We start from the raw sequence: 12,276 nt of genomic DNA on the forward strand, positions 1-12,276 counted from the left end.
TCCAATATCCGGAACTGTGTTTTATTATATGGAATTATCGCGCCAATGCTTTTACCCTGTCAAGATAGCGCCGCGGAAAGCGATGAGAATGAAGCAGAAGAAAGAAGACGACATGGAAGGGGACCCCGCCGGCACCGGCACGCTTGGCAAGGCAATGGCCGTGCTGGAGGCGGTAGCCATGGCCGACCGCCCTCAGCGCTTCACGGATATATTGCAGACCGTCCGTCAGCCCCGCGGAACCCTGCACCGGCTGCTGGGCCATCTCGTCGAAGAGGGCTTGCTGGTGCAGCGCCGGGACTTGTCCTACGAGCCCGGGCTTCGCCTGTTGAAATTCGCTTATCGCTCCTGGTCGGGGAACCGGTTTCGCGAGATCGCAGCCCCCTATCTCCTGCACCTGCACCAATTGACGGGCGAGACGGTGCATCTCGGCCTGCTGCGGGAGGCCGAAATCATCTATGTCGACAAGGTGGAAAGCCGGCAGACCGTGCGTATGAGCTCGCAGATAGGCAAGGCGTCGCCGGCCTATTGCACGGGTATCGGCAAGGCGGCTCTCTCGGTTCTTCCTGGAGGCGAATTGCAGCGGATATCGACAGGAATGGAGTTTCATCCGTTCACGGCGCAAACGCATCGTTCGATAGAATCGCTCCTTGCCGAGATAGAGGAGATCCGGCACGACGGCCATGCGTTCGACCGGGAGGAGCACGAGGCGGAGATCTGCTGCGTGGCCGCCCCGATCAGCGTTCCGGAACACGACCTGGTCGGAGGGATCTCGGTCACCGGCCCCTCCTATCGGGTCAGCTTCAAGCAACTGACCGCCTGGGCGCAGGACGTGCGCAAGGTGGCGGCAGAGATCGAGGAAGAGGTCCGGATCCGGCTTGGCCCCGGGCGGGAAACGGGGGCTGCGGCGCCGCGTGTTCTGTCGGACGCGCAAAGGTCGCAGTAACGGTTTAAGGATTACAGCATGTTTTCCACGGAAACGTGCAACGGGACCGCTTTACGGTAAATTAGAAGTTTCGACTGGACGAAAAGGCTCAAGATAAGTAGCTTCAATGCCGGTCTGCTGCCACGGCTGGTTGCATCGGGCGGGATTCTGGTGGAAGCCATGGCGTGGGTATGACAGCGCGAGCGTCATGCTCCAGCTGGAGCGCGGATGTGAGAGGCGGGCGGAAGATGATCGATTTCAGCGTGGATATATCCTCATTGGTCCTCCCTGACGGTCACGCAATCAGCGGGGCGATCGACAGCGAGGATGATGTCCGGCGCGCGCTCGGCCGAGTGTCGGAAGGTTTCGGTTTTCGCGGCTTCATGGTCCTCGCCATACCCGAGTCGGGGTCCCACAGCCTCACTGCGCAGGCGCTCATGACGACCTGGCCGATGGATTTCCTCAGGCGCTACGACAGTGCACGCCTGATCGACGGCAGTCCGGTGATCCAGCGGCTGCGGCGCAGCACCATTCCCTTCACCTATGATGCTCATCTGCTGGCGCGCGGGCGGGTGGACGGCAAGGGCGAAGCTGCCATATGCGTCTTCGAACAGGCGAACATGCCGCGCGGGGTGTATCTGCCGGTCCATGATGCCGCGGGTCACCGCGCCGCCATCGCCTTCGGCGGTGACAGGTCTGCCGTATCCGACGACGAGATGCAGGCTCTGAACCTCTGGGCCGGCCTTCTATACAGCCGGCTGAGCGAAGTCAGAACGCGCGACCGACGCGGCCCGGGCAGCCTTTCCCGGCGCGAGATCGAGTGTTTGCGCTGGGCCGCGGCTGGCAAGACGACGGTGGAGATGGCCCGCATCATGGCTCTGTCGGAATATACGGTGAACCACTATCTCAACCGTGCGACGCGCAAGCTGGATTCGGTCAATCGCGTCCAAACCGTCGCCAAGGCGATACGTGCGGGGTTGATCAATTGATCGACGCCGGCCGGACCTAGAGCTCTTTTCTCCCTCATCTCGTGACAAGCACGGGAAATGGAGGCACCGAACCCGAACACGGCCGTCGGTTGAGGGCGGGGTCGGCTTTCATCGACACGGGCGAAATGCACAGGGTTTTGCGCATCAGAAGTGATGATCGTCAATCACCTGTTGGCATTGCGCGGCCGCTCGGGCTATTTGATAGTCGATGAATGCGATGGAACCGCGCTAATGCAAGAGATGATCACGATGGGGACGACTGATATCGATCTGCCCCGGGGCGGCGATTTCGCGTCTGAGATAGCAAGGCTCGAGACCCAGTTCGACATCATCCGCTACATGCGGCGGATCACGCAGATTTTCGGCTTCAAGACTTTTCTCATCTGTTCGATCCCTGCAGTCGAGGTAGAGCGGCTCTCCGCGACCACGGTCATCTCGAATATGCCGGCCGAGCTCCTCAACAAATATGACAGCCTTTCGATGCTGCGTTTCAGCACCGGGGTGCGCCGGTTGAGAGAGACGACGACCCCGTTTCAGGTCATGCTTGAAGACTGGGAGAGGGAGGGAGGCAAGCCCGACTCTGCCGCGGATTACATCGCCATGTTGCGCGAGAACGGCATATTCCAAGCCAATTACTTCCCGGTCCACGATGCCGAAGGTGGCCGCGGCGCGGTCATCCTCATGGGCCCGGAAGCGGAATTGCCGATGACGGCGGCGATGGAACTGCAGATGATCGCGATCCACGTCTATAACCGGCTCGCCGAGATCGGCTCGGTCTGGAAGAACACCAACACGGTTCTTTCCGAACGGGAAATCCAGTGTCTGAGCTGGACGGCCGCCGGCAAGACCAGCTCGGAAATCGCCGGTATCCTCGGCCTGTCGGAGCACACGGTCAATCATTACCTCAACCATGTCACCAAGAAGCTCGACGCGGTGAACCGCACACAGGCGGTCGTGAAGGCGATGAAAAAGGGCTATATCAGCTAAGACCTGTTGATATTCATCTGAGGAAAAGTGCGTGCGGTTTTCCGCCCGCATCCGCTCTAACCTATTGCGAGCATATTGGGCCCAAATAGCGCGCATGCTCAGGAATTGAGCAGCGCAGTCTCTTGCGCATCCTCCGCAGTCGAAGGGCAACTCCTTGGAAAATCTGGTTTTTTCCGGAAGGTTCCAACTGGCACGCGTTGTGCATATTCAGTTCCGTGTCCAGAGGGGACCACAATAAGACAGCGCCCAAGAAGGTCGCGACAAGGGCCGCCGCCGATCGCCTGTGATCCCGGATGTACGGACACGGAGATCGGTTGGCGGCCCTCATTTTCCCACCTGTCGCATTGGCGAAGCGCCCCGGCTCGACTATCTAATACATAACGCCCTAGATCGGGTGCGATTTGGGCTAGCGATTGCAGCAGTCAAAACGTTGCGCGCCAACGAAAGAGCAAGAGGCCGACATGCCGGACGTCACCCGGGAAATGGTTCTAGAGAAGCTGCGGACCGTCCGCGGGCCGGACATGGAAGGAAACATCGTCGATCTCGGACTCGTATCCGATGTGTTCATTTCCGACGGCAAGGCCTACTTCTCGATCACCGTGCCGGCGGACCGGGCGAAGGAGCTCGAGCCGATGCGGGCGGCCGCCGAACGGGTCGTGCGCGAGATTCCCGGCGTGAACGCCGCCATGGTGGCATTGACTGCCGACCGCAAGGCCGCTCCCCAGAAGGCCCCGGTGGAGCGGCCGCGGCCGGCCCCGACGGGCCATGCGCCGGCGCAGCGAGCGGGCGGCGGTGGAGCACCAAAGGCGGGCATCCCCGGCGTCGGCGCCATTATCGCCGTCGCCTCCGGTAAGGGCGGCGTCGGCAAGTCGACCACCTCCGTCAATCTGGCGCTGGCGCTTCAGGCAAACGGGCTTAAGGTCGGGCTCCTCGATGCCGATATCTACGGCCCTTCGATGCCGCGGCTTTTGAAGATCTCCGGCCGTCCGCAACAGATCGAGGGGCGGCTTATCCGTCCGATGGAAAACTACGGCCTGAAAGTCATGTCGATGGGCTTCCTGGTGGATGAGGAGGTCGCGATGATCTGGCGCGGCCCGATGATCCAGTCGGCGCTCCTGCAGATGTTGCGCGAGGTGGCCTGGGGCGAGCTCGACGTCCTCGTGGTGGACATGCCGCCGGGTACCGGTGACGCACAGCTGACGATGGCACAGCAGGTGCCGCTCGCAGGCGCCGTCATCGTGTCGACGCCACAGGACCTCGCGCTCGTCGATGCCCGCAAGGGTCTCGCCATGTTCCGCAAGGTCGAGGTTCCGGTGCTCGGGATCGTCGAAAACATGAGTTATTTCGTGGCGCCCGATACGGGCAGGCGCTACGACATCTTCGGTCATGGCGGCGCGCGCAAGGAAGCCGAGCGCATCGGCGTACCGTTCCTCGGCGAGGTGCCCCTGACCATGGGTATCCGGGAGACCTCCGACGCGGGAACCCCTCTCGTCGCGTCCGAACCCGATGGCGAGGTCGCGCGCGTCTATCGCGACATCGCGGCGCGGGTCTGGGGAGAGGTCACCGCTGCCCGGCAGGACAAAAGCCGTGCGATGCCGAGCATCGTCTTCGAATAGCGCTTCGGCGCAGTCACCTGCGCGGCGCGACTGAGACATCCGACAGGGAAGCGCCGGATCCCCGAAGGCCATTGATTTTGCGCCGGGGTTGCGTCATATCCCTTGGCTCGCATAGGCAAGGCAAAGCTAGCCACTGCCATCGCCGGAGACTTTGGTCACCCGTCTGCCGTCAAGCGGCGTCGAACGGCTGAAAGCCTTCATCGGATGAATCTGCATCGTGGAAAATCGTGTGGCGGCTGATCCTACGAAATCATCACGGTTCATCGTCGTCGGCTGCATGAAAAAGGCGGCCACATGATCACAGGCTATTGTGTCAACGGTGAAACGGTCGCTCTCTCCACGGCCGAGCCGCCGTCGGCCCTGCGTCCCGATCTCGTCTGGATAGACCTTGTCGAGCCGACCAAGGCGGAAGACCTGATGATCGAGGGTCTGCTCGGAATTCCCATTCCGACGCGGGACGATCTGAGGGACATCGAACCTTCCAGCAGGCTTTATACCGACGACGGTGCCGTCTTCATGACCGCCTCGCTCGTCTATCGAAGCGACACGGAAATGCCGGGGCTGACCGATGTCGGCTTCATTCTGGCGGGCAAGTGTCTCGTCACCGTCCGCTACGCCGAGCCGAGGGCCTTCGGCCTGTTCAAGGCGGGCATGCATCGCATTCCCGGCGGCTGCCGCAACGGCGCAGTGATTCTGACGCGGCTGCTCGAGACGATTGTGGACAGGACGGCGGAAATTCTCGAGCAGGCTGTCGACAGGATCGACGATCTGGCGCTCCAGGTCTTCGGCGACAAGACGTCCGGCCGGCGGCACCGGCCACCGCACTTTCTCGAAGCACGCCTGCGCGACGTCGCGGGCCATCACCGGCTTGTTGCGAAAACGCGCGACAGCCTCGCTTCGCTCTCGAGGCTGCTGACCTTCGTCTACACGGTTCCCGACGTGCAGGCGGACAAGGAAACCCGTGAACTTTGCCGTACGGTATCGCGGGACATCCAGTCGCTTTCGGAACATACGGCTTTCATCTCGGGAAATATCACCTTCCTGCTCGATGCCTCGCTCGGCCTCATCAATGTCGAGCAGAATGCCATCATCAAGATCTTCTCGATCGCTTCGGTCGTTCTGTTGCCGCCGACGCTGGTCGCTTCCGTCTACGGCATGAACTTTCGCATCATGCCTGAGCTTGAATGGCAGTTCGGCTATCCGTGGGCGCTTGCAGCCATGGTGCTTTCGGCCGTGATCCCCTTTTTCTTCTTCCGCTGGAAAGGCTGGCTCTAAGGGCCTGTTGGGCAACATGTCTCAATTGTCTGCTCCCGCTACACCTGGCGTGGAAAATGCCCGCCGCCTGCTGGTTCTGGCGCTCGGCTCCGTCGGCGTCGTGTATGGGGATATCGGCACCAGCCCGCTCTATGCCTTCCGCGAAGCCTTGCGCCCCGTCTCGCACGACGGCGTGACGGACGTCGAGATCATCGGTTTGATCTCGCTGATGATCTGGGCGCTGACGATCATCGTCACGATAAAATACGTGCTATTCCTGCTGCGGGCGGACAATCAGGGCGAGGGCGGCACGCTCTCCCTGCTGGCACTGCTCATGAAGACCGCCAATGGTCACACGGCGAGCCTGTTCTTCATGGGGATCGCCGGCGCCGCGCTCTTCATCGGCGACGCGATGATCACACCGGCACTGTCGGTGCTCTCGGCCGTCGAGGGTTTGAAGTTGGTTACCCCGGCCCTTTCGGACTACGTCGTTCCGATCGCCGTCGTGATCCTCCTGCTCCTCTTCACCGTCCAGTCGAAGGGTACCGCGGCGGTTTCCAACTTCTTCGGGCCGATTACGCTCATCTGGTTCGTCGTCATGGGCACGATCGGCTTCGTTCATATTGCCGACGATCTGTCGATTTTCAGAGCCTTCAACCCGTATTATGCCGCCAGCTTTCTGTTCAACGAAGGCTATGTCGGTATCGTCGTACTCGGCGCCGTCTTCCTGACGGTCACGGGTGCCGAGGCGCTTTACGCCGATCTCGGCCATTTCGGCCGGCGGCCGATCCAATGGGCCTGGTTCACCGTCGTCTTCCCGGCGCTCACGCTGAACTATCTGGGGCAGGGCGCCTTCGTGCTGAAGAACCCGGAGGCGATGTCCGATCCCTTCTTCCTGATGTTTCCGAAATGGGCGCTGCTGCCTGCCGTCATTCTTGCGACCGCAGCCACCATCATCGCCAGTCAGGCGGTCATAACCGGCGCGTTTTCGCTGACGCGCCAGGCCATTCACCTTGGCTTCCTGCCGCGCATGGCGATTTTCCATACGTCCGAAACCCATACGGGCCAGATTTACCTGCCGAACGTCAACACGCTTTTGATGTTCGGCGTCATGGCGCTCGTCTTCCTCTTCGGCTCCTCGGAGGCGCTCGCGACCGCCTACGGCATTTCCGTCACCGGTGCGATGGTGGTCACCACGGTGCTTTCCTTCGAATTCCTGCGTATGCGGTGGAACTGGCCGACCTGGTGGGCGGCCGGTGCGCTGCTGCCGCTGTTCGTGCTGGAATTCGTCTTCCTGGGCGCCAACATGCTGAAGATCCACGATGGCGGCTACGTGCCGATCCTGATCGCGGCGACCTTCATCGTCATCATGTGGACCTGGAAGCGCGGCACAGCAATCCTGCACGCCAAGACCCGCCATATCGACATTCCGCTGGCAAGCTTCATCAAATCGGTCGAGCGCCAGAGCGAGCACGCGCCGGTGTCGGTGACCGGCACGGCGATATTCCTGACCAGCGATCCGGAATCGACTCCCGCCGCCCTGCTGCACAACATCAAACACAACCACGTTCTGCATCAGCAGAACTTCATCCTGACGATCCGGACGGCAAACACGCCGAAGGTGCCGAAGGAAGAGCGGGTCAGCGTGCGGCGGCTGTCGGAGCGTTTCACTCTGCTGGAAATGAAGTTCGGCTTCATGGAGACGCAGAATGTCTCTCAGGCGCTGGGCCTCTTCAGGAAGTCGGGCCTGAAGTTCGACATCATGTCGACCTCATTCTATCTCGGCCGGCGCAAACTCGTGCCCGACGCCCAGTCCGGCATGCCGCATTGGCAGGACCGCCTGTTCATCGCACTCGCCAATGCTGCGATCGATCCCTCCGACTATTTCCGCCTGCCGACGAACCGGGTGGTCGAACTCGGCTCTCATGTGATCATCTGATCCGAAGACGCTGTCCCTCAAACTGCGCACTTCCGCACGGAAAACCGCTACACACTTTTCCTGGAAGTGCTTTGGCAATGCCGGGCGAATTGCCGGTCTCGGCGCGTCCGCATTAACCAAACATCAAGGTTAATGCCGCATTTTCAAGGCTCAAGAGAAACGGTCCCGGCGAGCCGGCCGACCAACCTTAGCGTCCTGCATGGAATCTTGCCGCTGGCTTATTGCCGGCTTGCGAGAACGCGTGCCTGAGAAAGAGTTTCTGGAGCCGACCGGTGCGTAAGAGTTGGAAGTTGCGTGACAAGTTTCGGTTTTCGTTCTCGGCCTGGCGCGGTCCGGCGATCCTAGGCCTTGCCGTCTTCCTCGGCTTTCCCTCGGCGGTCGCCTATTCGGACATCGCGACGTTTCTGTCCGGCATCAACCGCGGCGGCGAGCGGTGGCGCACCTATCTCACTCCGTCGCCGGCCGGCTCCCTCCACGAAGTCGAGATGGTCTTCACGGACCCGATCACCACCGGTGCGCTCGATGGCGGCGCCGGCATGACCCTGCCCGATGGCGGCCGCGTGGCGCTGACCGCCGAATCGAAGCACCAGGGGACGCCGGACGAGGATCGCGTGACGCGGAAGCTGAAGAAGGGGCGAATCGTCGCGGTAACGCCGGTGACCCCGCCCAAGGACTTCAGCGCCGGCTCCATCCTTCAGCGCACGAGCTCGCTTATCGGCCCGGCCCTCGAGGGCCCCGAAAAGATGGTCTTTGCCAAGCCGAAGATCAAAGGCAAGGAGATCGAGATCGCGACGGCCTTCTACCGCAAGACGCCGCCGAAGCCGGAACCGGGCCTCTCGCCGATGCTTGCCAAGCTCGTCACCAACGACAAGCCCGACATTCTTGCGACTGCCTATGTCCGGCCCGAGCCGGACTATGCGCGTGAATCACCCTTCGATTCGATCCTGCGGAACGACGAAAATGCAGGGCGCTTCATCCCGGATATCGCGCCCGACGATCATGCCTGGGCGGCAACGCCGCTGCCGCCAACCGTCTTCAGCAAGGAAGAGCAGACCTGTCTGGCCGAGGGGATCTATTTCGAGGCCCGCAGCGAATCCGTCAAGGGTCAGGCCGCGGTGGCGCAGGTCATTCTCAATCGCGTCCGCAACCCGACCTACCCGAAAACGATCTGCGGCGTCGTCTACCAGAACAAGGCCTGGCGCAACCGCTGCCAGTTCTCCTTCGCCTGCGACATGATCCGCGACCTGATCTATTCGCGATCGCACTGGAAGACGGCCAAGGAAGTCGCGCTCGCGGTGACCGCCGGCAGAATCTGGCTCCCCGAAGTCGGCTCGGCGACCCATTATCACGCCACCTATGTGAATCCCGCCTGGGCAAAGACGATGAAGCGTGTCGGCAAGATCGGCCTGCACATCTTCTACAGGACCTATGGCGGCGGCTGGAGCTGACGGCGAAGCTGCCTGCGCGCCCCTGTCAGCCGCCGGAGCCGCGGGCGTGACCCCGCGGCTCCGGCGGCGATTCCCTCTGCACCTTTGTCGCAGCTTACCGGATTTATCGCTAAACCCCTGAATTGAAACAAGAATATTGTCCACGTAGAAGGTGCCCGCATGCCTTGACTATGCGGGTGCCTAAAACTATGTTGCGCGCGACTTCAAATGGGGCCGAAGCGTGGCTTGAACAGCGGCCGTTTGTATGACCGAGATCGCGTTCGACCGCGTGGGGCTGCAAAGGGGAGCCATGTGACGGAGAAGCCGGAAGAAAGTCTGGAAGCGCGGCTCAAGCGCCTCGGCGACGACATCAAGTCCAAGAAGCGGGCGGATGTTTCGGAAGGGGCGGATGGGCGCGCTGATGAAAGCCGCAAGGGATACGCGGCGGCGATGAAGCTTTCGAGCGAATTCATCGCCGGCATCCTGGTCGGGGCGTTTCTGGGCTATCTTTTGGACCACTTTGCGGGTACAGGGCCGTGGGGCATGATCGTCCTCCTGCTTCTCGGCTTCTGTGCCGGTGTCTTGAACGTGCTGCGTTCCGCCGGTTTGGTGGCGACAACCGACCAGCGGAAAGGCGGGTCGGGCACGGATAAAGAGGACGGCGGCGACGCCTGAGGTGTCGCCGGGAAGAACAGTATTTCCGCTCGCGGGCGGGCAGAACGAAAGAGAAGCGCGGTGTCAAACGATCCGACCCACCAGTTCCTGGTCAACAAGATTGTCCCGCTCGAGATCGGCGGAATTGACTTTTCCTTCACCAATGCGTCGCTGTTCATGGTGGCGACCGTCGGTGCGGCTGCCGGCTTCCTCTATCTGACGACATCGCAGCGCGGGCTTATCCCGACGCGCATGCAGTCGGTTTCGGAAATGTCCTACGAGTTCATCGCCTCGATGCTTCGCGAAGGCGCCGGCAGTCACGGGATGAAATTCTTCCCGATGGTCTTCTCGCTGTTCATGTTCATCCTGACGGCGAACCTGCTCGGCATGGTCCCCTATTTCTTCACCGTCACCAGCCAGATCATCGTCACCTTCGCGCTTGCGGTCTTCGTGATCGGCACCGTCCTTCTCTACGGCTTCTACAAGCACGGCTTCGGCTTCCTCAAGCTTTTCGTGCCGCAGGGAGTGCCGGGCGCGCTCCTGCCGCTGGTCGTGGCGATCGAAATCATCTCGTTCCTTTCCCGACCCATCAGCCTCTCGGTCCGTCTCTTCGCCAACATGCTGGCCGGCCATATCACGCTGAAGGTCTTCGCAGGCTTCGTCGCCTCGCTCAGCGCCTTTGGTGCGCTCGGCATCGGCGGTGCGATCCTGCCGCTCATCATGACCGTCGCGCTTACCGGTCTTGAATTCCTGGTCGCCTTCCTCCAGGCCTATGTCTTTGCGGTGCTGACCTGCATGTACCTCAACGATGCGGTCCACCCCGGAGGCCACTAAGGAATAAACAGTCGCTGGTTTCCGGTCGGCTTGCCGCCGGAAGCACAAATCTTAAGCCGCAACACCATTTCGAAGGAGTCAATCATGGAAGCGGAAGCAGCAAAGTACATCGGTGCAGGTCTTGCATGCCTTGGTATGGCCGGCACGGCTCTCGGCCTCGGCAACATCTTCGGCAGCTACCTGTCCGGCGCGCTGCGCAATCCGTCGGCAGCTGACGGCCAGTTCGGCCGCCTCGTATTCGGCTTCGCCGTTACGGAAGCTCTGGGCATCTTCTCGCTGCTCATTGCACTCCTCCTCCTCTTCGCCGTCTGATATCGGCAGAAGTTTTGGCCGCGGCCCGAAGGGCCGCGGCCGCGCATATTCTTGAGTGCACCTGGAGGTGAGCATGTTTGTGACCGCGGCATATGCCCAGTCATCCACCACCGAAGGCGCCGAAGCACACGATGCCGCTGCGGCCGGTGAGGTGCACACCGAAACGGGTGTGGCCCACGAAGCCGATCATGGCGCCGGCGTGTTCCCGCCCTTCGATACGACCCATTTCGCTTCGCAGCTTCTGTGGCTCGCGATCACCTTCGGCCTGTTCTATCTCCTGATGTCGAAGGTCATCATTCCGCGCATCGGGGGGATTCTCGAGACGCGTCATGACCGGATCGCCCAGGATCTGGACGAGGCATCCCGCCTGAAGGGCGAGGCCGATGCCGCCATTGCTGCTTACGAGCAGGAGTTGGCAGGCGCCAGAGCCAAGGGCCATTCGATTGCCGACACCGCCCGCGAAGCGGCCAAGGCGAAGGCCAAGGCCGACCGCGACGGTGTCGAAGCCGGTCTTGCGAAGAAGATTGCCGCTGCAGAAACGCGCATCGCCGACATCAAGTCGAAGGCGCTTGCCGATGTCGGCGCGATCGCCGAGGAAACGGCGACAGCCGTTGTCAAACAATTGATCGGCGGGACCGTCACCAAGGCCGAGATCGCTGCGGCGTTCAAGGCCTCGGCCGGCAACTGAGGAAAAGAGAACCATGGCTCTTGATGCGACTTTCTATGCCCTCGTAGGCCTCATTCTCTTCTTTGTCCTCATCGCCTATCTCAAGGTTCCGGGCATGGTCGGCAAGGCGCTCGACGCCCGCGCCGACAAGATCAGCAATGAGTTGGCAGAAGCCAAGCGTCTGCGCGAGGAAGCCCAGAGCCTCGTTGCCGAGTACCAGCGCAAGCGCAAGGACGCCGAAGCGGAAGCCGCAAGCATCGTCGCCGCGGCCCAGCGCGAGGCGGAGATGCTGACGGCAGAAGCCAAGCAGAAGACCGAGGAATATGTCGCGCGCCGCACGGCACTTTCCGAACAGAAGATCAAGCAGGCCGAAAGCGATGCGATCAATGCCGTCCGCGCAGCTGCGGTGGACCTGGCAATCAGCGCGGCCGAGAAGGTGCTCGCGAGCAAGGCCGATGCAGGCGCGCAGGAGACGCTTTTCAAGAAGGCGATTGGCGAAGTCAAAGCGCGCCTGAACTAAGCGTAGCCGATAATACCCTGGAGATTGAAAAGCCCCGCTTCGGCGGGGCTTTGCTTTGCGGGATCCGTTATCCGGGCAACCGTACGTCATGTAGTCCTGATGGGCGAGCAGGAGAGCAGACCCCCTCTGGCCTGTCGGCCATCTCCCCCACAAGG

Annotated in this window: 12 protein-coding genes; all 12 read left to right on the forward strand. The window is 61.6% G+C overall.

Annotated features, from left to right (window positions below):
- The first annotated feature begins 82 nt into the window (after window positions 1-82).
- Window positions 83-943, forward strand: coding sequence for an IclR family transcriptional regulator (locus PZL22_RS22160; protein WP_013844089.1), 861 nt, complete (start codon window positions 83-85; stop codon window positions 941-943).
- 227 nt (window positions 944-1,170) lie between these two features.
- Window positions 1,171-1,911 carry a helix-turn-helix transcriptional regulator gene (locus tag PZL22_RS22165; protein WP_003533660.1) on the forward strand — a complete coding sequence of 247 codons (741 nt, stop codon included), beginning with the start codon at window positions 1,171-1,173 and terminating at the stop codon, window positions 1,909-1,911.
- A gap of 153 nt (window positions 1,912-2,064) precedes the next feature.
- Window positions 2,065-2,898: a LuxR family transcriptional regulator NurR gene (gene nurR, locus PZL22_RS22170; RefSeq protein ID WP_003533659.1), complete on the forward strand. Its 834-nt coding sequence runs from the start codon at window positions 2,065-2,067 to the stop codon at window positions 2,896-2,898.
- A 461-nt stretch (window positions 2,899-3,359) separates the two neighbouring features.
- On the forward strand, window positions 3,360-4,514 hold the full coding sequence (locus tag PZL22_RS22175) for an Mrp/NBP35 family ATP-binding protein (RefSeq protein ID WP_003533658.1): 1,155 nt from the start codon (window positions 3,360-3,362) through the stop codon (window positions 4,512-4,514).
- A 294-nt stretch (window positions 4,515-4,808) separates the two neighbouring features.
- Window positions 4,809-5,789, forward strand: coding sequence for a magnesium transporter CorA family protein (locus PZL22_RS22180; RefSeq protein ID WP_003533653.1), 981 nt, complete (start codon window positions 4,809-4,811; stop codon window positions 5,787-5,789).
- A 16-nt stretch (window positions 5,790-5,805) separates the two neighbouring features.
- Window positions 5,806-7,707 (forward strand): potassium transporter Kup, encoded by a 1,902-nt coding sequence (locus PZL22_RS22185; protein ID WP_033049054.1) that lies wholly within the window; start codon window positions 5,806-5,808, stop codon window positions 7,705-7,707.
- Between the two features lie 290 nt (window positions 7,708-7,997).
- Window positions 7,998-9,155, forward strand: a complete 1,158-nt coding sequence (locus PZL22_RS22190) for a cell wall hydrolase (protein ID WP_003533649.1) — start codon at window positions 7,998-8,000, stop codon at window positions 9,153-9,155.
- A gap of 291 nt (window positions 9,156-9,446) precedes the next feature.
- Complete coding sequence (locus PZL22_RS22195) at window positions 9,447-9,809, forward strand: AtpZ/AtpI family protein (protein WP_003533647.1); 363 nt, start codon at window positions 9,447-9,449, stop codon at window positions 9,807-9,809.
- A 60-nt stretch (window positions 9,810-9,869) separates the two neighbouring features.
- On the forward strand, window positions 9,870-10,622 hold the full coding sequence (locus PZL22_RS22200) for a F0F1 ATP synthase subunit A (RefSeq protein ID WP_003533645.1): 753 nt from the start codon (window positions 9,870-9,872) through the stop codon (window positions 10,620-10,622).
- Between the two features lie 84 nt (window positions 10,623-10,706).
- Window positions 10,707-10,934, forward strand: coding sequence for a F0F1 ATP synthase subunit C (locus tag PZL22_RS22205; protein WP_003533642.1), 228 nt, complete (start codon window positions 10,707-10,709; stop codon window positions 10,932-10,934).
- Between the two features lie 73 nt (window positions 10,935-11,007).
- Window positions 11,008-11,622: a F0F1 ATP synthase subunit B gene (locus tag PZL22_RS22210; protein WP_003533640.1), complete on the forward strand. Its 615-nt coding sequence runs from the start codon at window positions 11,008-11,010 to the stop codon at window positions 11,620-11,622.
- Window positions 11,623-11,635: 13 nt separating this feature from the next.
- Window positions 11,636-12,121, forward strand: a complete 486-nt coding sequence (locus PZL22_RS22215; RefSeq protein ID WP_003533637.1) for a F0F1 ATP synthase subunit B — start codon at window positions 11,636-11,638, stop codon at window positions 12,119-12,121.
- Window positions 12,122-12,276 lie beyond the last annotated feature (155 nt).

The organism is Ensifer meliloti, assembly GCF_030064585.1.
GTDB classification, from domain to species: Bacteria; Pseudomonadota; Alphaproteobacteria; order Rhizobiales; family Rhizobiaceae; genus Sinorhizobium; species Sinorhizobium meliloti.

What these genes read in the sequence shown, in the direction of transcription:
- PZL22_RS22185 (WP_033049054.1), top strand. Translation starts at nt 5,806, where the DNA reads ATGTCTCAATTGTCTGCTCCCGCTACACCTGGCGTGGAAAATGCCCGC.
- PZL22_RS22210 (WP_003533640.1), top strand. Translation starts at nt 11,008, where the DNA reads ATGTTTGTGACCGCGGCATATGCCCAGTCATCCACCACCGAAGGCGCC.
- PZL22_RS22165 (WP_003533660.1), top strand. Translation starts at nt 1,171, where the DNA reads ATGATCGATTTCAGCGTGGATATATCCTCATTGGTCCTCCCTGACGGT.
- nurR (WP_003533659.1), top strand. Translation starts at nt 2,065, where the DNA reads ATGATCGTCAATCACCTGTTGGCATTGCGCGGCCGCTCGGGCTATTTG.
- PZL22_RS22160 (WP_013844089.1), top strand. Translation starts at nt 83, where the DNA reads ATGAGAATGAAGCAGAAGAAAGAAGACGACATGGAAGGGGACCCCGCC.
- PZL22_RS22205 (WP_003533642.1), top strand. Translation starts at nt 10,707, where the DNA reads ATGGAAGCGGAAGCAGCAAAGTACATCGGTGCAGGTCTTGCATGCCTT.
- PZL22_RS22180 (WP_003533653.1), top strand. Translation starts at nt 4,809, where the DNA reads ATGATCACAGGCTATTGTGTCAACGGTGAAACGGTCGCTCTCTCCACG.
- PZL22_RS22215 (WP_003533637.1), top strand. Translation starts at nt 11,636, where the DNA reads ATGGCTCTTGATGCGACTTTCTATGCCCTCGTAGGCCTCATTCTCTTC.
- PZL22_RS22175 (WP_003533658.1), top strand. Translation starts at nt 3,360, where the DNA reads ATGCCGGACGTCACCCGGGAAATGGTTCTAGAGAAGCTGCGGACCGTC.